At 66.7% G+C, this 18,783-nt stretch carries 20 protein-coding genes; 8 read left to right on the top strand and 12 right to left on the bottom strand.

The window, feature by feature from the left end; genetic code table 11:
- Positions 1-64: 64 nt before the first annotated feature.
- From NDB2M1_RS19240 to NDB2M1_RS19230, 3 genes are all read right to left on the bottom strand, one after another.
- Positions 65-742, bottom strand: a complete 678-nt coding sequence (locus NDB2M1_RS19240; protein ID WP_072384395.1) for an energy transducer TonB — start codon at positions 740-742, stop codon at positions 65-67.
- A gap of 197 nt (positions 743-939) precedes the next feature.
- A complete protein-coding gene (locus NDB2M1_RS19235) occupies positions 940-2,562 on the bottom strand; it encodes an FAD-dependent oxidoreductase (protein ID WP_072384692.1) in 1,623 nt (540 codons plus the stop codon).
- Positions 2,563-2,832: 270 nt separating this feature from the next.
- Positions 2,833-3,384, bottom strand: a complete 552-nt coding sequence (locus tag NDB2M1_RS19230; protein ID WP_072384394.1) for a carboxymuconolactone decarboxylase family protein — start codon at positions 3,382-3,384, stop codon at positions 2,833-2,835.
- Positions 3,385-3,510: 126 nt separating this feature from the next.
- Between NDB2M1_RS19230 and NDB2M1_RS19225 the strand changes: the two genes are divergently transcribed.
- Positions 3,511-4,425, top strand: a complete 915-nt coding sequence (locus tag NDB2M1_RS19225) for a LysR family transcriptional regulator (RefSeq protein ID WP_072384393.1) — start codon at positions 3,511-3,513, stop codon at positions 4,423-4,425.
- A gap of 92 nt (positions 4,426-4,517) precedes the next feature.
- Here NDB2M1_RS19225 and NDB2M1_RS19220 read toward each other — a convergent pair whose 3' ends face one another.
- The 5 genes from NDB2M1_RS19220 to NDB2M1_RS19200 all read right to left on the bottom strand — a co-directional run bounded on the left by NDB2M1_RS19220 (position 4,518) and on the right by NDB2M1_RS19200 (position 8,592).
- Positions 4,518-5,138 (bottom strand): glutathione S-transferase family protein, encoded by a 621-nt coding sequence (locus tag NDB2M1_RS19220; protein WP_072384392.1) that lies wholly within the window; start codon positions 5,136-5,138, stop codon positions 4,518-4,520.
- Positions 5,139-5,339: 201 nt separating this feature from the next.
- A complete protein-coding gene (locus tag NDB2M1_RS19215; RefSeq protein WP_072384391.1) occupies positions 5,340-6,080 on the bottom strand; it encodes an HvfC/BufC N-terminal domain-containing protein in 741 nt (246 codons plus the stop codon).
- Positions 6,077-6,910, bottom strand: coding sequence for an MNIO family bufferin maturase (locus tag NDB2M1_RS19210; RefSeq protein ID WP_072384390.1), 834 nt, complete (start codon positions 6,908-6,910; stop codon positions 6,077-6,079). The genes NDB2M1_RS19215 and NDB2M1_RS19210 overlap by 4 nt, the downstream gene beginning before the upstream one ends.
- A 177-nt stretch (positions 6,911-7,087) precedes the next feature.
- On the bottom strand, positions 7,088-7,357 hold the full coding sequence (locus tag NDB2M1_RS19205; protein ID WP_054122543.1) for a BufA2 family periplasmic bufferin-type metallophore: 270 nt from the start codon (positions 7,355-7,357) through the stop codon (positions 7,088-7,090).
- 107 nt (positions 7,358-7,464) lie between these two features.
- On the bottom strand, positions 7,465-8,592 hold the full coding sequence (locus NDB2M1_RS19200; RefSeq protein ID WP_072384389.1) for an aminotransferase class I/II-fold pyridoxal phosphate-dependent enzyme: 1,128 nt from the start codon (positions 8,590-8,592) through the stop codon (positions 7,465-7,467).
- Between the two features lie 514 nt (positions 8,593-9,106).
- On the opposite strand from NDB2M1_RS19200, the gene NDB2M1_RS19195 reads away from it, so the two are divergent.
- The 3 genes from NDB2M1_RS19195 to NDB2M1_RS19185 all read left to right on the top strand — a co-directional run bounded on the left by NDB2M1_RS19195 (position 9,107) and on the right by NDB2M1_RS19185 (position 10,750).
- Positions 9,107-9,379 carry a BufA1 family periplasmic bufferin-type metallophore gene (locus tag NDB2M1_RS19195; RefSeq protein WP_072384388.1) on the top strand — a complete coding sequence of 91 codons (273 nt, stop codon included), beginning with the start codon at positions 9,107-9,109 and terminating at the stop codon, positions 9,377-9,379.
- 70 nt (positions 9,380-9,449) lie between these two features.
- Positions 9,450-9,890 carry a DoxX family protein gene (locus NDB2M1_RS19190; protein WP_072384387.1) on the top strand — a complete coding sequence of 147 codons (441 nt, stop codon included), beginning with the start codon at positions 9,450-9,452 and terminating at the stop codon, positions 9,888-9,890.
- A 191-nt stretch (positions 9,891-10,081) separates the two neighbouring features.
- Complete coding sequence (locus NDB2M1_RS19185) at positions 10,082-10,750, top strand: NrsF family protein (protein WP_072384386.1); 669 nt, start codon at positions 10,082-10,084, stop codon at positions 10,748-10,750.
- 2 nt (positions 10,751-10,752) lie between these two features.
- Here NDB2M1_RS19185 and NDB2M1_RS19180 read toward each other — a convergent pair whose 3' ends face one another.
- Both NDB2M1_RS19180 and NDB2M1_RS19175 read right to left on the bottom strand, forming a co-directional pair.
- A complete protein-coding gene (locus NDB2M1_RS19180) occupies positions 10,753-11,421 on the bottom strand; it encodes a peroxiredoxin-like family protein (protein ID WP_171955452.1) in 669 nt (222 codons plus the stop codon).
- A 66-nt stretch (positions 11,422-11,487) separates the two neighbouring features.
- Positions 11,488-12,390 (bottom strand): LysR family transcriptional regulator, encoded by a 903-nt coding sequence (locus tag NDB2M1_RS19175; protein ID WP_072384384.1) that lies wholly within the window; start codon positions 12,388-12,390, stop codon positions 11,488-11,490.
- Positions 12,391-12,624: 234 nt separating this feature from the next.
- On the opposite strand from NDB2M1_RS19175, the gene NDB2M1_RS19170 reads away from it, so the two are divergent.
- The 3 genes from NDB2M1_RS19170 (at position 12,625) to NDB2M1_RS19160 (ending at position 15,656) form a co-directional block, all read left to right on the top strand.
- Positions 12,625-13,521, top strand: coding sequence for a LysR family transcriptional regulator (locus tag NDB2M1_RS19170; RefSeq protein ID WP_171955451.1), 897 nt, complete (start codon positions 12,625-12,627; stop codon positions 13,519-13,521).
- Between the two features lie 61 nt (positions 13,522-13,582).
- Entirely contained in the window at positions 13,583-14,947 is a 1,365-nt protein-coding gene (locus tag NDB2M1_RS19165; RefSeq protein WP_072384383.1) for an NAD(P)/FAD-dependent oxidoreductase, read from the top strand.
- Positions 14,948-15,059: 112 nt separating this feature from the next.
- A complete protein-coding gene (locus NDB2M1_RS19160; RefSeq protein ID WP_371328226.1) occupies positions 15,060-15,656 on the top strand; it encodes a sigma-70 family RNA polymerase sigma factor in 597 nt (198 codons plus the stop codon).
- Between the two features lie 85 nt (positions 15,657-15,741).
- On the opposite strand, the gene NDB2M1_RS19155 is transcribed toward NDB2M1_RS19160, so the two are convergent.
- Positions 15,742-16,089 (bottom strand): energy transducer TonB family protein, encoded by a 348-nt coding sequence (locus NDB2M1_RS19155; RefSeq protein WP_072384382.1) that lies wholly within the window; start codon positions 16,087-16,089, stop codon positions 15,742-15,744.
- Between the two features lie 216 nt (positions 16,090-16,305).
- Here NDB2M1_RS19155 and NDB2M1_RS19150 point away from each other — a divergent pair, with 216 nt between their 5' ends.
- On the top strand, positions 16,306-16,974 hold the full coding sequence (locus tag NDB2M1_RS19150) for a peptidylprolyl isomerase (protein WP_072384381.1): 669 nt from the start codon (positions 16,306-16,308) through the stop codon (positions 16,972-16,974).
- Here the strand turns inward: NDB2M1_RS19150 and NDB2M1_RS19145 are convergent, their stop codons facing one another.
- Positions 16,975-18,714: a hypothetical protein gene (locus NDB2M1_RS19145; RefSeq protein ID WP_072384380.1), complete on the bottom strand. Its 1,740-nt coding sequence runs from the start codon at positions 18,712-18,714 to the stop codon at positions 16,975-16,977.
- Positions 18,715-18,783: the final 69 nt, after the last annotated feature.

The raw sequence follows: 18,783 nt of genomic DNA, 5'->3' as shown, positions 1-18,783 counted from the left end.
GCGGCCCTCCATGGGGCGATGGTATGCCGCGATCTTGCTGCAGCGCAATGGAAGTTTGGAGAACTTACTCCGGAATGCGCCAGCGGATCACGCCCGAATAGCGGCCCGCCACCAGATCGCCGTGCTCGTCCCGTGCGGGGGTGAAGCGGGCGCGCTGGGATAGCTTTGCGCAAGTGGCCGCATCGAGGTCGGCCGAACCGCTCGACTGCGCGATACGGCAATCGCGCACGCGGCCATCAGGGCTGATCGTGAGCTCGAAGCGCGTGGCGCCTTGATCGCCGCGTCGCAGGGCGGCCGTGGGATAGTCCGCATCCGAGACCCACTTGCCCGGCGCACCCAGCGGCTGAACGGCGCGCGGGCTGAAGGTGGGGCTGGGCGAACTGGCGGGTAGCGGCGGCAGCGGCAGTCGCAGGGTTTCATTGCCGTAGTCCGCCCCGGCTGTCGGTAGCGGGCCAAGCTCGATCGTCGTGTCCGGCCCCGGCAGCGGCACCGGCGTCGGAAGCGGATCAGACCGGGTGAGGGTCTTCTGCGCGGGCGTCTTGGGCTCGACTGTCGGCTGCGGGCTGGGCGGCGGCGGGGGCGGCATGTAATTCCAGGCCGGAAGCCAGTTCTTGTCGCGGATCTGGATGATCCCGCCGGCAAAACCAGTCAGCAGCGCCACGGCCATGACGCCGTGGACCACGCCGACACCGGCCAGCGCCACGATCCGGCGGCGGTTTGTTTGGGGAGTACCATAAGCCATGCATGCTCTCCTCGGCTGTGCCGGACAGCCCGGGTTGCGAAGGAGAGCAGCGGGAACGAAACGAACAATCCCGATGCAAGCAACACGGGCCGTACGACGTTATTATGGTATAACATTACCACGCATGAGAGAGCCTTGCGAGAAGAATCTCAACCGCATTGGTGGAGTTTTAAGTCTCGAAGTGCAACGGATGGCCGTCAGCCGCCGCTGTTCACGTAATCCCACACTTTCGAGATCACCACCGAGCCTTCGCCGACTGCCGAGGCGACGCGCTTGACCGAGCCCGAGCGGACATCGCCCACCGCGAAGATGCCCGGGTGCGAGGTGGCGTAGGGCGATGCCGCGCCCACCGCCGGGCCGGTGAGGACGAAGCCCTTGTCGTCCAGATCGACAAGGCCGGAGAGCCATTCGGTGTTGGGCGCGGCGCCGACCATGATGAACAGGGCGCGGGTCGGGATGTCCTGCGTCTCGCCGGTCTTCGAATTGCGCAGGGTAACGCCTTCGAGATGCGCCCCGCCATGGAGCGCCACGACTTCGGAGTTGTAGTCGATTGCGATGCCGGGATCGGCCTCCAGCCGTTCCGAGAGATAGCTCGACATCGACAGTGCCAGCGAGGGCCCGCGCACCACGACATGCGCGCAGCGGGCGGAGCGGCTGAGGTACATCGCGGCCTGCCCGGCGGAATTGCCGCCGCCGATGATCACCGCCTGCGTACCCTTGCAATAGCGCGCCTCGATCTCGGTCGCGGCGTAGTAGATGCCCGCGCCTTCGAACTCGGCGAGGCGGGGGATGGGCAAGCGGCGATACTGCACGCCGGTTGCCACCACCACGGCCTTGCCGCGCACGCGTTGATCGTTGTCGAACGTGGCGCAAAAATAGCCGTCGTCGAGCTGTTCGAGCGCGGTGACCCGGCGCGGGAGGGCGAAGCGGGTACCGAACTTCATCGCCTGCACTTCGCCGCGCCAGACGAGGTCGCCGCCGGAAATGCCGGTGGGGAAGCCCATGTAGTTCTCGATGCGGCTGGAGGTGCCCGCCTGCCCGCCGATGGCAAGGTCCTCGATCACCAGCGCGCAAAGGCCTTCAGCGCCTGCGTAAACGCCCGCTGCGACACCGGCGGGGCCGCCGCCGACGATGATCACGTCGAAGGCTTCATCATATTGCAGCTCGCGGTTGATTCCGAGGAGGTGGGCGATCTTGTCGGGCGTGGGCTGGGTGACGACCGTGTCGCGGCCGAAGATCACCGCCGGGACCGAGCCCTCGATCGAGCAGGCCTGCGCGGCAGTGAGGGCTTCGTCGGTGCCGAGCTTGAGCGAGCGATAGGGAATGCGGTTGCGGCTGGCGAACTGGGCGACGCGGCGGACGGCGGCGTCCTCGTCCTCGCCGATCAGCTGGAGCGAGCTGTCGCGCTCGTCGAGCTGGCGGCGGCGGCGCGCGGCGAGCACGGTGATGACGATGTCGGACATTTCGGGGATCTGCGCCATCAGCGCCAGCATCGCCTCGCGCGGGACTTCGATCACCCGCGTATCCTGCGCCGCGCGCATCGCCATCGAGACGGTGCCGCCGCTGAGGAAGGAAATCTCGCCCATGAACTGGGTGGGGCCGAGCGTGGAGGGCAGGTGGCGTTCGTCGGTGATCGGATTGACCACCTCGATCTCGCCTTCCTCGACATAAGTGAACTTGTCGGCGGGGTCGCCGGGGCGGGCCATCATCGTGCCCGCGGGGTAGAACTGCACCGTGCCGACGGCGCGCAAGGCCTCGACATGGCTGTCATGAAGCGGGGTGCGCTGCATCGCGCGAAGATCGGCGCCGATCGATTCCATGTGCGGTCTGGTCCTGCTGTGCGCCGGGTGGCGGTTGCGCGTGGAGTCGCGCTGCAGGAGCATACCGTAACGCTGCACTGCAGCGCTACAGCCGCATGGCACGCTCAGGCAAGCGGCGGAAACGAGGCGACGACGTTGACGGCAAGGACCGACACCGAGACGGCGACGGATACCAGGCGGGATCTGAACGACATGGTCGGTGCTCCTTGGAAAGAGAGGTGGCGGGCGCCTGCGAGGAGAGTGGGAGCTGCAGACGCCCGCCTCCCGGTGTCAGGCCGCGACGCGCGCGGTGACGACCGGGAAGTCGATCTCGGTCTGGAAGGCCGAGTTGACGTAGTTGGTCCAGGTGTTGAGGGCGACGTGCTGGACGATCTCGAGCAGCTGGGCGTCGGTGTAGCCGGCCGCGCGGACAGCCTCGACATCGGCGGCGCCGACATGGCCGCGCGTCTTCACCAGCTGGACGGCGAAGCGGACGGCGGCGTCGGCCTTGGGATCGTTCGAGGCGCCGTTGCGGTTGGCGGTGATTTCGGCGTCATCGAGCTTCGAGACGTTCTTGCCGAGGTAGGTGTGGGCCGAGAGGCAGTAGTCGCAGCCGTTGACTTCGGCGACTGCCAGCGCGATCCGCTCGCGGGTCTGGGCAGGGACCTTGCCCTTGGCCAGCGCGCCGTTCATCGCGAGGTAGCCTTCGAGCGCGGCCGGGCTGGTGGCGACCAGGCGGTGCAGGTTGGGGACGGTGCCGAGTGCCTTGTTCACGGCATCGAGCAGCGGGCGCGAAGCTTCGGGGGCGTCGGCAACCGTGGCGGCAGTGGGGATGCGGGACATGGGATTGACCTTTCCTTGGATGCGGCCCGGGGGGAGGGTGGCCGCTGAGGAGGAGGTAGGCCCTTTCGCCGAGTGACAGTATCCGCTACCTTGGCAATGCTTCCTTCCAGAAAACGGAACTTTGAAATGGACCGGTTCGAGGCCATGCGCACCCTGCTTGCCGCCGTCGACGGGGGCAGCCTGTCCGCCGCCTCGCGCGCGTTGAACACGCCGCTGCCGACGATCAGCCGCCGGGTTTCGGACCTCGAAGCCCATCTTGGCGCCCAGCTGCTGGTGCGGACGAGCCGCAAGCTGATCCTGACCGAAGCGGGCGAGACCTTCGTGGTGGCGACGCGGCGCGTGCTGGACGATCTTGCCGATGCCGAGCGTGCGGCGAGCGGGGAATACCGGGCGCCGCGCGGAGAGCTGCTCGTCACCGCACCGATCATGTTCGGCAAGCTCCATGTGGCGCCGGTGATCCACGCCTTTCTCGCCGCATATCCCGATGTCACGGTGCGGCTGGTGCTTTCGGACTCGAACATCGATCTTGTGGAAGCGCATGTCGATGTGGCGCTGCGGGTGGGGCAACTGCCCGACAGCGATCTTGTTGCGCGCAAGCTGGGCGATATCCGCTGGGTGGCCTGCGCCAGCCCGGCTTATCTGGCGCGGCGCGGCACGCCGGAGCAGCCGGAGGATCTCGCGCAGCACGATTGCATCGCGTTCGAGGGCCTGCAGACCATGCGCAGCTGGCGGATCGGTTCGGGGGCACAGGCGCGCACGGTGGAGATCGTGCCGCGCTTTTCGGCCAATACGGCGGACGCGCTGATCGATGCGGCGATGGCGGGCGTGGGCGTGGCGCGGATCATGTCGTATCAGGCGGCGGCGGCGGTGACCGATGGCCGGCTGGTGCCGCTGTTCACGGACCGGGGCTGCGAGGCGGTGCCGGTCCATCTCGTGCATCGCCGCCAGCGCAGCCAGCCGCTCAAGCTGCGTGCCTTCCTCGATTTTGTGGCGCCGCGCCTGCAGCAGGTGCTGGGCGAAGTGGCGGGGTGCTTCTCGTAAGAAACGAAAGGCCCGGCCACCGGGGAACGGGATGGCCGGGCCATGGGCGCCGATGGGGGAGCAAAGGCGCCCCGGGGTATGGGCTGTGCGCCTCAGGCGAGCAGGGCGTTCACCCGCGCTTCGGCGGTGACGAAAGCGGGGCGCGCCGCGAGTTCATCGAACCAGCGCTGCAGGTTCGGGCGGTTTTCGAAGTCGATCCCGGCGAAGGCGCGGCGCCAGAACCAGCCCCAGTGCGCGATGTCGGCGATCGAGAATTCATCACCTGCCACGAAGCGCTGGCCCGCGAGCTTGGCTTCGAGCAGATCGGTGAGGCGGTTGGCCTCCGGCGTGAAGCGGGCTTGCGCGCCTTCGTTTTCCGCCCCGCGTGCCCAGCCGGCGTTGCCGAAGTTCGGGCTCAGCGCCGAGGCATGGAACAGCAGCTGCTCGAACACGCGCGCCCGCGCGGTGCCGCCTGCGGGCAGCATCGTGCCGGTCTTTTCGGCGATGTAGACAAGGATCGCGGCGCTTTCGGTAAGGACGAGTTCGCCGTCCGGACCATCGGGATCGACCAGCACCGGTACCTTGGCATTGGGATTGAGGCTGACGAAGGCGGGATCGCGCTGCTCGCCGGCGCGGACATTGACGCGCACCAGTTCATAGGGAAGCCCGGCTTCCTCGAGCGCGAGGGGGACCTTGACGCTGTTGGGCGTGGCGAAAAGATGGACCTGGATCATCGTGAACTCCTCTCGAATGGGTCGGGCCGCTGCCCTGAAACGAGGTATGGTCCATGCGGCGGAGGCTCAGTAGCCGCGCTGCTGCGATAGTGTTCATTCCTCGTCGGAATGATTGGCCTTGCCGGTGGGGACGCAAAAAAGGCCGCAGCGGGGTCTCCGCGCGGCCTTGTTTTCCGGAGGAGCCGTTGGTTTTGTCGGCGCTCAGCCGACAGCGGCGATCATGCCTTCGGCGAGCCAGCGGCCCAGCAGCGTTCCTGCGGTGGTGACTGCAGCTTCCTCGCCCAAGGTATCGGCGAGCCGCGCGCAGACGGCGGCAAAGCCTTCGCCAGCGGCAGACCATGCGAGGACATCGCGCTCGTGCGCTTCGGCGCGGCGGAACACCGGTTCGAGGTCCTGTCGCCAGACGAGCAAGGCTGTGCCGCGCGGCGCCATTTCCGCGGGCGGTGGCGTTTCTTCTGTCGCGAGCGCCTGCCAGATCTCGTCCGCATTGGTCCGGATCGGCAGCACGAGGAGCGAGGGCACCGGGTGGATGACAGCGGTTTCCCAATCCGCGACCGAAAGTCCTTCAGCGCAGAGCGCGTAACTGTCCATTCCGACGAAGACCTGGCCGACTGTCCAGTCGATCAGCGCGATCTCGGCGACTTCAGCATCATCGGGCCACAGCGTCGCGACGAAGTCGGTGAAATCCTCGCCATAGGCATCGAGCGTCCAGCTCGAAGGCGGGCGCGCGTCGATATAGCGCGCGGCGGCCATCTCGAAGTCTTCCTCGCCGAGCCAGAGCACGAGCCGCTGGAAGGTTTCGGCAAGGCTGGAGACGAGCGCGGTGCGGTAGTTGTTCTGGTAGACCGCCGTGCCGGGGCCGCCGCCGAGTGCAGCCGCGGCGCTGTCTTCGCCGGTCACCAGCCAGTCGCGAAAATCGCGCTGCAGGGCGAGCAGGCTCATGCCGCGATCCTTTCCGCCGCCGAGTCCGCACTGATGCTGCGGGCGACGTCGAGTTCGGCGCAAAGCTCGTCGAGTTCGGGAATGTTGTCGTCGCGCTCGATCATCGTCGGCACCGGACCAGCGAGTTCCATCGCCGCGCGATAGAGCGCCCAGACTTCATCGGGCACCGGCTGGTCGTGCGTGTCGATCAGCAGGTGTTCGCCCTGCACGTGGCCGGCAAGGTGGATCTGGCCTACGGCGTCCATCGGAATGCCTGCGAGATAGTCCTCGGCGGCAAAGCCGTGGTTCTGCGCGCTGACGTAGATGTTGTTGACATCGAGCAGCAAGCCGCAGCCGGTGCGCCGGGTCATTTCGGCGAGGAATTCCCACTCGGTCATGCCGCCGGGAAAGGCGATGTAGCTCGAAGGGTTCTCGAACAGCATGCGGCGGCCGACCGCTTCCTGCGCGCGGTCGATGTTGCGGCAAACCACCGCCAGCGCTTCCTCGGTATAGGGCACCGGCAGCAGGTCGTGCGAATTGAAGCCGTCGATCCGGGTCCAGCACAAGTGGTCAGAGACCACCGCGGGCTCCATCATGTCGACAAGGCGGCGAAGTTCAGTGAGGTAATCAGATCTGAGGCCGTCGGCCGAGCCGATCGACATCGAAACGCCGTGCAGCGCGAGGCGGTAGTTGCGGCGCGCCTTCATCAGCGTATCGAGCGGCTTGCCGCCTGCGATCATGAAGTTTTCCGAGATCACTTCGATGAAATCGACCGGCGCGGTGCCGTCGATATAGGACCGATAGTGCGGCCTGCGCATGCCAAGGCCAAATCCGGCCAGTTTCTCAGACATTGCGCGCCTCGGTCATCAGGTGTCTCGTGAAAGAGAGGGATACTCGCAAAAAGAAGTCCGGGGCTCCCGTTGGCGCCGGGGAGGGGATGCGGCGCCTATTGGGCAGTGGGACAGGGAGCCCCGGCCAAGTCTAGGTAGCGTCAGCCGTGAGGGTGGGTCGGCTGAACTGATCGAGAATTACTTCTTCTCGGTCAGGCTACCACCCTGCGCGGCGCAGGCCTTCTTGGTCAGGGCCTTGAAGCCCTGGCCCTTGCATTCGTTCTGACCCTTGCAGCTGTGGGTGCCGGCGGCGCAGTCCGACGTGCCCTTGCAGGTGTTCACGCCGTAGCAGTGCACGACTTCGGCCGACTTGCCCTTGGCAATGGCGGGGGTGGGAGCAACTGCCATGGCGGCAGCGATGAGGGCAGCGTTGGCGGCGATGGCGAGGCCGGTCTTCAGGGTGGTCATGGTTCGTCTCCGTATGTGCGCCGGAATGGCAAGGTCGTATTCGCCTGCCCGCAATCTGCGGTTACAAGTTGCACATATTTTTTTGTGGTGACGGTCGATTTTTGCCCTCAAGGCCGGTTGCGCATCAGCCATTCGCGAAAAACCGAAAGGCCTTCCGCAAGATTCGCCCGGCCGAAGCCGATCCGGAAATGGTCCTGCGGCACCGGGCCCAGCTCGGACCGATAGATGCTCGAGGGCAGCAGCAGCACGCCGGTTTCCTCGACCAGCCGCTCGCAAAACTGCTCCACCCCGTCCGCGCCCTTGTAGCGGATGAAGGCGACGCAGCTGCCATCGGGCCGGCGCCAATCGAACAGGGCGGGAAAATCGGCGAAGAAATCGTCGAGCAGGGCGAGGTTGCCCCGCGCCAGATCGCGATTGCGCCCGACGATCGCCTCGCGCGCCTTCAGCGCGATTTCGGCAAGGAGTTCGGAGGGCGCGGAATTGCAGATCGAGAGGTAGTGCTTGTAGCGCTCGCAGCTCTGCAGGAAGGCGCGGTCCTGGCAGGCGAGCCAGCCGATGCGCAGACCGGGCAGGCCATAGCTCTTGGACATGACATTGAGCGACACCCCGCGTTCGTAGATATCCGCGACCTGGGGGATGCGCGCGTCCGGGCGGTGCTCGATCAGGCGGTAGACTTCATCGCTGAACAGCCAGATCCCGCGCTCCCGGCAGAGTTCGACCAGGGCGGCGAACACGTCCTGCGAGGGGATCGCGCCGGTGGGGTTGTTGGGGAAGTTGATCGAGATGAGCTTTGTATCGGGCCGCAGCGCCGCGCGCACCTTGTCGAGATCGAGCGCCCAGTTCGCATTTTCATCCAGCGCGACCCCGGTCACCGCGCAGATCGAGAGCGGGATCGTCTCGGCGGCCTGATAGTTGGGAGTGATGACGATGCAGTGGTCCTCGGGCTGCAGCAGTACGCGCATCGCGACATAGATGCCTTCTTCCGCGCCCGCGAAGCACAGCAGCTGGTCGGTGGCGATGGAATCATAAGTGCGGACAATCTGTTCCAGCAGCGGTTCAGCGCCGAACGTCTTGGTATAGCCGAGGTGCAGGTTGTCGAACCGCTCGCGATCTTCCGCAGATGCGTGCGAAAGCAGCTGCGAAACCGTCATGCTCTGCGCGTCGGATGCGGTGAGATGATACTTCGCGGCAAACTCCCACTTCGAGAAATATACCTCGAGCGCAAAATTCCGCATCGGTCGTTTGTCCTTTCAAGACGGTGATTTGCCGGCTGGCTCTCTAGGGTCCAAACTCAATCAGGGCGCGTTCGAGGTTTGAGGCAAAACGGCTCAGTGCAAGGCGGGAAGGCGCAGGGATATGTCAATATCTCAAGCCTTCCCAACGCAGCAATGGGCCGTTTTGGTCAAACCCCTTCGGGCGACCAAATGGCTTCCATCTCGAGCCAAGGTACCCTTGGAAAGGCAACCAGCCTTCCCCGCGGGCACCTTGGCCCGATCTGTTCGCCATTTGGTCGCCTCGAACGCGCCCTGATTGAGTTTGGACCCTAGGATCTGTGCTGCGCCGGGTCCAGCCGCGCGCAATAATTGCTGCGGGCGTTGTAACCCGGCTGCTGCACGCGGCGAACTGGTCAACGTGGCCGGCGCGAACATTTCCGGACACAGGACGGGGCAGCGCTCGATAACCCGCTTCCCCGCCCTTGGTTTCCAGACCGGACCATCGTGGTCCGCATCATTCGAAAGGGATTATACCATGAAGATCACTGCTTCTGCGCTCGCCGCTTCGATCGCCCTCGGCCTGGTTGCCGGCGCTGCCCACGCTGCCGACAGCAAGCCCGCCATGGAAAAGTGCTACGGCGTCGCCAAGGCCGGCAAGAACGAATGCGCTGCCGGCCCGGGCACCAGCTGCGCCGGCACCTCGAAGGTCGACTACCAGGGCAACGCCTGGACGCTGGTCAAGGCCGGCACCTGCACCTCGATCAAGACGCCCAAGGGCAACGGTTCGCTGACCCCCAAGGCGCACTGATCGGCCTGCGTGACGGCGCTGCCTTCCGGCGGCGCCGATCCGCCGTCCGGTTCATCCGAGGTATCCCCGCATGACCGCTCTCGTTTCCATCTACAACCGGCTCGCGGAGCTGGCCGGGCGACTGCTGCCCGAAACCGTGCTGCTGCTGGTGGCGCGGCTCGGCATCGCGGCGGTGTTCTTCGAGTCCGGCCGAACCAAGGTGGAAGGCTGGCTGACGATCACCGACAGCACCTTCTACCTCTTCGAAACCGACTACAAACTGCCGTTCGTGCCACCGCATCTGGCCGCCCATCTGGCGACCTACCAGGAGCACCTCTTCCCGATCATGCTGGTTCTTGGCTTCGGTACGCGGTTCGCCGCGCTGGGCCTGCTTGGCATGACCACGGTGATCGAGGTCTTCGTCTATCCTGATGCATGGCCGACGCACCTGAGCTGGGCGGCGATTCTCCTGCCGCTCATCGCCAAGGGCGGTGGAGCACTCTCGCTCGACCGTCTGCTGCGCCGGGGCTGAACCCGCGCCGCCTGCTCCGCGCAGCGACCGGCCTGTGTTGTCCGGGGACGTGTTCCCCAAGGCATGCGGGCCGGTCTTGCGGGGCGCGGGCAAAGATGCAACGAGGCCGGGAGCGGTCAGCCAGTATTCTGGCGGTACGGTCCCCGGTCGGTTCTTTTTGCGGGTGGGGGCCGTGCAGTAAAGGAAGTGTGATGCCCCTCGATCCGGACGAACCGTCCATCGAACAGACGATCGAGGCGCTGGTCGGTGATCTCCGACCGGTCGCGCCGCTGCGTCTGTGGACCGGGGTTCTCGTCGGCCTCGGCCTCACGGCGCTGGCTGTCGGCGGAGTATGGCTCGTTTTCGGATTGCGCGCCGATGTCATGGCGATGCACCCGGCGCCGATCGTGGTCGCGCGCGGGGCGGCATTGCTGGCCGGCGGCCTTGTCCTGCTCGTTGCCGCGCTGCGGGCCGCAGTCCCCGGACGCGGTGATGAAGGCGCGACGGCGTTTGGAACGATGATCCTGGGGATCATGCCGATTGGCCTGATGGGCCTGCTCCTTCAAGGCATCGTGGCACGGCAGCGACCGAGTTTTGCGGAGTTTACGACCCACATCACCTTGCGCTGCTTTTGCATCGCGCTGGCGGCATCGCTGCTTGTGGGCGCAGGGCTCGTCAGGTGGATGCGCCGTGCCGCGCCGACCGACATCGTGCGCGCCAGCTGGCTCATCGGATGGGCCGCGGCCGCGCTGGGTACTTTCGCCTACAGCCTGTTCTGCCCTTCGCAGACGATGGCCTTCGTCACCGCAGTCTATCCTGCGGCCATGCTCGTGGCAGCGACTGTCATCCGGTTGGCCACGCCGCCCTTGTTGCGCTGGTAAGCTCAGCGCGCAAGCAGCGCGGCGAGCACCTCGGCCGGTTCCGCCCGTTCGCGGAAATCGACATTGGCATAAGCGAAGCGCACGCGGCCGGCCGGATCGAGCGCGAAGGTGGCCGGGACGGGCAGGAACCCGCTCGGCGAGCCATAGAGATCGTGCATGTCGATCCCGTTTTTCGCGTAGAAATCGAGCAGCGGATCGCCCGCGAAGAACGCGAGCCCCAGCGAGAGCGCGACACCGTGATCGATATCGCACAGCACCTCGGCGATATCCGCATGTGCCGATGCCCCGAGCAGCGCGCCGAGCGCCCGCGCGCCGCCGCCGGTCTCGCCGGTCACTTCGACAAAGCGCACGCCGGCCCTGGCCAGCTCGGGGAGCATTTCGGCCCAGGCGGAAACTTCGTGCACGCAATAAGGGCACCAGCGCCCGCGGCTGAAGTTGACGATCACCGGTCCCTGATCGAGCACATCGCCCAGACGGCGATAGCCGCCGTCCGCGGTAGGGAGCGAGAAATCGGGGAACAACTCGCCCACTTTGGGCGCAGAAGATCCCACGCCGGCCTCGCGCAGCGCGATCACGATCTCGTCGAAAAACGGGCTGATCGCCGCAAAGCGCTGGCGGATCTGCGCCAGCTGCGGTGCCAGCGGAGTGGGTGAAGTCGGGACGTCCATCATGCTTTCATAGGGAGAATTGCTCCGCGGGGGAAACGCCCTGCGGTGCATCGAGTCCATGCGCAGTCCCTATGACTCCTCCGCCGGTGGTTCACCGGTGGCGCGTGCCCAATCCTGCGCCCGAGCCACCCGCAGGAACGCTTCGGCGGCGACCGAGCGGCGCCGACCCGAGACCGATGCCAGCACGAACCGCGTCTCGACCGATCCGAACGGCAGCAGGATCGCCGACAACGGCGGCGCGGCGAGGCTGCGCGGGGTCCAGCCGCAGCCAAGCCCGGCCTGCACCATCTGCCGCAGTTGCGTTGCGCCCTGGGCCTGGTGCCGCACATCGATCGCAGCGCCGCTTTGCGTGGCGATCCGGGCGAGCGCGGCGCAGCCGTCACCCGCCAGATCGATCCAGGTTTCTTCTTCCAGCACGGCCGGAGACGCGGGAGGCGCCATGGCAAAGGGGTGATCCGGGCGCGTGACGACGCACCAGGCATCGGCGAACAGCGGCCAGCAATCGAGGCGCTCAGGCGTCTCCTCGGGCATTTCGATGATCACCAGATCGAGTGACCCGGCCATCGCCATTTCGAGCAATTCGCGCGAGGAGCCGCTGGCCAGCGCCAGTTCCAGCCCTGAAAGGCTCTTGCCGAGTTCCGCCAGCACATGCTCGAGCATGGCATGCTCGACGGTGCGCGCCACACCGAGCGAGAGCGGGGCGATTTCCGCACGTCCCATGCCGCGGGCCATCTGCTTGGCGGTCTGCGCCGCTTCGAAGCTGCGCTGGAGATGGGGCAGCATCGCCTTGCCAAGCTCGGTCAGGTGGGTGCGCGCGCGCTCGCGCCGGAACAGGGGACCGCCGAATTCCTCCTCCAGCTTCTGGATTGCCTTGGTCAGCGAAGGCTGCGAGACGTTGCACTCGATTGCAGCGCGCGTGAAGTTCAGCAGCCGTGCTGCGGCCAGGAAGTACCGGACCTGATGCATTTCCATGGCTGCGTTGCCTTGTGCCTGCAATCGCCACATGGAACGAGCGCGGCTGCGGCACTGACTGGTGCTGCAACCGCGGCAAGCGTGGCTGAATTGACTTGACAACAATGAGCGTCAACCGCGCTTGCCGCAAGAAGTGCAGATCACATATGATTTATCCGGAACCAGCAAAGAACGGCGCCAAAATGGATCGTAATGGTGCTGTACCCGCATCGTCCGATCGGGCAGGAGCACAGTGTGAACGATATCACCGGCTGGATGCGTACCTTTATAACAGTGGCCGATGCGGCCAGTTTCAGCCGCGCCGCAGCGCGTCTCGAATTGCCGCAGTCGACCGTCTCGCGTCAGGTCGGCGCGCTGGAGCGCCATCTTGGTGCCGCGCTGCTCAAGCGCACGACACGCTCGATCGCGCTGACCAGCGAAGGTCAAGCCTACTACGAGGCGGCCCTGCGTGCGCTCGCGGCCATCGACGAGGCCGAGGCTTCGGTCGGTCTCCATGGCGCGCTGGGCGGGCAAGTGCGGTTGACCGCACCGCTCACGCTCGCGCAATCGCGCCTCATCAGCATGCTGGCGGATTTCCAGCGGGTGCAGCCGCGCATCGAAGTCGACCTCAGGGTATCCGATCACGCGCTCAACCTGATCTCGGACAATCTCGATTTCGCGATCCGCGTCGGCGCGATCGGAGACAGCCGCTCGATCGCGCGGCGGATCGGCGTGGCCCGCCGCGTGATGGTGGCATCACCCGAGTATCTTGAAGAGTTTGGCGTGCCGCACCAGCCGTCAGACCTCGCTGCGCATAACTGCCTCAGCTACTCGCTCCTCGCGACCGGCAACAAATGGGTGCTCGGCGATCTCCCGCCGGTCGACGTCAGTGGGACTTTCCGGGCCGACAGCCCCGATGCCTTGCGCATTGCGGCGCTGACCAGGATCGGTATCGTGATCAATGCGCGCTGGCTGTTCGAGGAAGATCTCGCAAGCGGCCGCCTGATCGAAGTGCTGCCCGAGCATCCCCCGGCGGACATGCCGATCCACCTCGTCATGCCGGCCGGGCGCTACGTCGCCGCGCGCGTTCGGGCGCTGGCCGATCATCTGATCGCCGCCTTTGCGGCAGACCCTCTGCTGCGTTCGACCTGAAGGATTGTAACGAACCGTCAGGCTCCCGCGAACCGCAGTCAGCAAGGCGGGAGCAAATGAAATGGCTGGTGCAGTTGGCGGCGATGCCGCAATCGAAGGCAGACGTCCGCACGTCGTGATCGTGGGCGGCGGGTTCGGCGGGCTGGCAGCGGCCAAGGCGCTGGACGGCGCGCCGGTCGATGTCACGCTCATCGACAAGCGCAACCACCACCTGTTCCAGCCGCTGCTCTATCAGGTGGCGACCGCAGGCCTTTCACCCGCCGATATCGCCGGTTCGATCCGCGCCATTCTCGCGCGGCAGAAGAACGTGCGCGTGCTGCTCGACCGCGTCTACGGCGTCGATCAGGCAAGCCGCCGCGTGATCTTGGGAGACGGCGAGCCGCTGGCCTACGACTGGCTGATTCTCGCCACCGGCGCCACGCACAGCTATTTCGGCCGCGACGACTGGGCGCCTTTCGCGCCGGGCGTGAAGACCATCGACGATGCAACCGCGATCCGCCGCCGGGTGCTGCTCGCCCTCGAACGCGCGGAAACAGAGACCGATGAGGACAAGCGCAAGGCGCTGCTGACCTTCGTGGTCATCGGCGGCGGCCCGACCGGTGTCGAAATGGCGGGGGCTATCGCCGAACTCGCCCGGCAGTCGGTGAGCATGGATTTCCGCCACATCACGCCGCATTGCTCGCGCATTCTGCTGCTCCAGCGCGGCGACCGGGTGCTGCAATCCTTCCCGCCCGCGCTCTCGGAAAAGGCGCGCAAGGGGCTTGAAGAGCTGGGCGTCGAAGTCCGGCTCGATGCGGATGTGACGCATATCGATGCCGACGGCGTTGTCGTCGACGGCGAGCGGATCGATGCCGGCACGACGATCTGGGCCGCGGGCGTCATGGCCAGCCGCGCGGCGGAATGGCTGGGCTGCAAGGGTGATCGGGCCGGACGCGTGCCGGTGGATGCCGATCTCCATCCGGCGGGTGATCAGGCGATCTTCGTGATCGGCGATACGGCCGCCTGCACCGATGCGACCGGACGCGCGCTCCCGGGCGTGGCGCCGGTTGCCAAGCAGCAGGGCCAGCATGCGGCGCGCGCGATTCGCGCGGCGCTGCATGGCCGCACCGTGCCGCCGTTCCGCTATCGCGACTACGGCAACATGGCGACGATCGGGCGCAGCCGCGCGATCGCGGATTTCGGGCGTTTGCGCGTGACCGGACTGCCCGCCTGGGTGCTGTGGTGCGTCGCCCATATCTGGTTCCTGACCGGGCACCGCAATCGTATCTCGGTGGGAATAACCTGGCTGTGGAGCTACCTTACCTACCAGCGCGGAGCCCGTCTGATCACCGGAGATGTGGCGCCAGACCTGCCTGCAACGCGCGAACTGGCCCCTGCACTGCACCGAAATCCGCCAGTAATGCCTGAATTTATCCTTGCAGAATAAGGACTTGATGCCACTCATTCCCGGCATGCATTGATAATATAACCACGTGGTGCGTGGTCGCCTTGACTGCACTCGGGCACTGTTGGTGCATCGAATGGCAAAGGAGGAAAGCATGGCAAGCCAACTGGAGATCGCCCGGCGCGCCGCAACCAGCCCGGGCAAGGGCGCCGGCTACGATTGGGAAGCCGCCATGGCCGCCAGTCTCGCCGGTGATGCGGCCGCCTATCGCCGCCTGCTGGAAGAAGCAGGCCGCTGGCTCCGCCGCTATTTTGCCCGCCGCCTTTCGCCCGAGATGGTCGACGATGCCGTGCAGGAAGCGCTCACCGCGCTGCACCTCAAGCGCGCCACGTTCGAACCGGGCCGCCCCTTCCTGCCCTGGCTCGCCGCGATTGCCCGCTTCAAGGGTGTCGACAGCCTGCGCAGCGCCGGGCGCAACCGCACCGAGGAACTGGACGAAGGCCTGCACGGCGTTGCCAGCCATGAAAGCGCATCGCTCAGCGGCATCGTGATGGGCCGCCTGTTCGATCGCCTGCGCCGCCCGCAAGCCGATGCGATCCGGTTGGTCAAGCTGCAGGGCTTCTCGGTGCGCGAAGCCGCCGCGATGACCGGGCAATCCGAAGCGCTGATCAAGGTCAACATCCACCGCGGGCTCGCGGCGCTCAAGACTTTCTTCGGCGAAGGCGAGCCGGCGGCCGATCTCATCGGCTGAACGCAAAAAAGAAGGGACGGATTGCTCCGCCCCTTCCTCGGCCGAGGGCCAGATGGCTCCGGTCGTCAGCTCGAAAGCAAGTGGATTACAGCAGCTTCCAGGTGATCGGCACGGTCACCGTGGTCGCACCGCCCGGCGGCGGCGGCACCGAACCGGTGCGGCTCGGCAGGGCCAGCGCCTCGCGGTCGAGCGCGGTCGAGCCCGAGGCCGAAACCAGTTCCGCGCGTTCCACCGCGCCGGAAGCCGCGACATAGATCTTCACCTTGGCCGTACCTTCTTCGCCGCGCGCCTGCGCGGCCTTGGGGTAGGTCTGCTTGGCGGCGATGGTGCGGGTGACCTGGCGAATCCAGTCGGCCGACTGGGCATGGGCAGGGGCAGCCATCGCGGCGGCAACGAAGAGCCCGAGGGCCAGGGTCTTGGCAGTCTTGAACATGGTGGGTCCTTCCGTTCTTGGCGTCGGAGTGGTCCGCCAGCCGGGGACGGGCTGACGGACCGGGGTGTCGTGGGGTGGCTCCATCTGGCGGCAAGGCCGTTAGATTCGCGCCAAGGCGCGCTACGAGCGGCACCGGAGGGGGCATTCACGCCATTTCGGACTGTTGCTGGCGGGAATCCTTGCTTCGCCGCGCGCCTTGAAGGTTAATGGCGGGGTATGCTGAACCGCCGATTCGTCCTTGCCGCGCTTCCGCTCGCGTTTTTGCTGGTTGCCGCCGCACCCGGAAAGCGCATGATTGTGCCCGCACCGTCGCCTCCACCCCCGCCGCTCGCTGCCGTGGAACGCGTGGCGCTGACGACCGAACTGGGCGTGATCGAACTCGCGCTCGATGGTGCGCATGCCCCGATCAGCACCGCCAACTTCCTGCACTATGTCGATAGCAAGCGGTTCGACGGGATCAGCTTCTACCGCGCGATGCACCTCGACTGGGGCGATCAGCCCAATGGCCTGCTGCAAGGCGGCCTGCGCGATCCGCGTCGCCTGTTCAAGCCCATCGCGCACGAGCCGACCAGCCAGACCGGCCTCAGCCACGTCGCCGGCGCGATCTCGATGGCGCGCAATGCGCCGGGCACCGCGACGGCCGATTTCTCGATCATGCTGTCGGACTTGACCAGCCTCGATGCCAACCCCGCGTCCGCCGATCCCGAGGCCCAAGCGGGCTATGCCGTGTTCGGCAAAGTGACGGCGGGCATGGATGTGGTGCGCAAGATCTGGGAATCGCCGATCTCGCAAACCCTCGGCGAGGGATCGATGCGCGGGCAGATGCTGGAAGCGCCGGTGAAGATCCTCACCGCGCGCCGCCTGCCACCGCTTGCCGCACCCTGATCATTCCGGGCACGCCACCGGTTCCCCCGCGCCGCGCTGGAACAGCACCAGCCGGAGGTTGAACGAATCGCCCCCAGCCGTCTGGTTCGGCCCCGCGACCAGTTCTACCGCATCGCCCCCAGCGAGGTTCGCGCTCAGCGGGGGGAGTTGCAGCTGGCCCGTCAGCACGCCGCGCCACAGCACTTTGCCTGCGGCGGTAACGGTCAGGTCCACCCCGTCGCCCGACGCCGCCTTGGCGAAGCAGCCGCCGATGTCGACGGCCTGTGCGCCCGGTGCGACATAGCGCCAGACCGCGCGGATGGGGGCGGCGGCAGTGCCGCCCGGCGCGGCGGACGTGGTGTTGATCCGCAGCGGGCGGTACCAGCGGTCGCCGAAGTAGCTGGTGAACTGGTCGTCGAACAGCGGCAGGCGGTAGCCTGCCTCGGCCTTGAGCCGCGCGGCATAGCGCCACTGCGGGCTGCCCCAGCCCATCAGCGTATCGGCGATCCATGTCGAAGTGCCATAGCGGATCGCGGTGGTTCCGGTGATCACCAGCGGCCTTTCGCTGACGCTGAAGCTCGTTGCGGGCGCGCCGGTCGCATCGCGCACTTGCCCGCCTTGCACGGTCAGCGCGCGCGGGGCGCCCCAGACCACGGTGGTATCGGCGCCAAACCGATAGGCAAACAGCAGCGGATCGCCGAGATCGAGCCGCTGCGGCCGCCCGCGCGCGAGGAGTTGCTGCATCAGCCGGAACGCGCCCGCCTGCGCCTTGGGGGCATTGCCGGCATAGAGTCCCATGTTCGGGAACCAGCGCTGGTCGATCAGCGCATACCAGCTCGCCTGCGCGGCGCCATGCGCGGCGAGCATCGTCGCCTGCTTGACCAGCTCGCCCGCCGCCATGGGCTGGTTGCGGGTGTCGACGCTGAACTCGCTCGCCCAGACCGGCACGCGCTTGCCCGCTGCATCCATTGCCGCGTTGAGCTGCGCCAGCTCCACATCGAGCCCCTCGGCGCGCAGGCGATAGGGGTGCACGGCAATGCCATCGACGGTGGCGAGCATGCCTGCGGCGAACAGCGTCCGGAGGAAGCCGGTACCGATCATGTTGGTCGAACCGCCGAGGATCGCCGTACGGCCACCAAGGCGCGCGCGGACGGCTTTCAAGGTCGCGACATAAGCGGCGGCGCGGTCCACCCCTGCGGGGTAGACCAAAGTGCCCGAACCGTTGAGCTCGTTGCCGACTTCAATAGCGGCAAGGCACGGCCCGAAGCGGTCCGCCAGCGCGGCGAGATAGGCGGCGAACGCGGCGTTGCCCGCGGCGCTCGATACCCACCCGCCGCCATCATAGAGCGGATTGGACGGCACGGCGGTGAGCAGCAGACGCTGCCCGCCCGCACAGGCCGCCGCCAGTGCCTGTACGGCGGGGGTGTTCAGGCTGTAACTGCCGCGCACCTTCTCGGTTTCGGCCCAGGGCAGCGAATCGCGCAGCATCGGCGCGCCGACCTGCTGCGCCTGCGCCAGCGTGGACGGCGTCCATCCCTGACTGAAATGCGTCTGCACGCCGAGCATCATCGGCGGGAGCTTCGCCGGTTCCGCTGTCCCGGCGGCCCGCGCGGTGCCGATGGGCGAAGTGACTTCTGCGGTATGCTTCAGGTGCGCGGGTCCGCAAGCAGCGAGCATGGCCACCAGCACGGCAATGCGCAAAGCCGGGCGAACCTGACCGGCAGTCTGGCGAAGGGGGGCAATCAGGGCACGGCGGACCATGGCACGCTCTCCGAACAGGGGACGCGACAAGGGTGCCGAAGGCGCCTTAATGCGCTCCCAGCGGAGACG

The sequence above is a fragment of the Novosphingobium sp. NDB2Meth1 genome (assembly GCF_900117425.1).
Taxonomy (GTDB): domain Bacteria; phylum Pseudomonadota; class Alphaproteobacteria; order Sphingomonadales; family Sphingomonadaceae; genus Novosphingobium.
The sequence above is the reverse complement of the archived record's forward strand: the minus strand, read 5'-3'. Positions and strand labels throughout refer to the sequence as shown.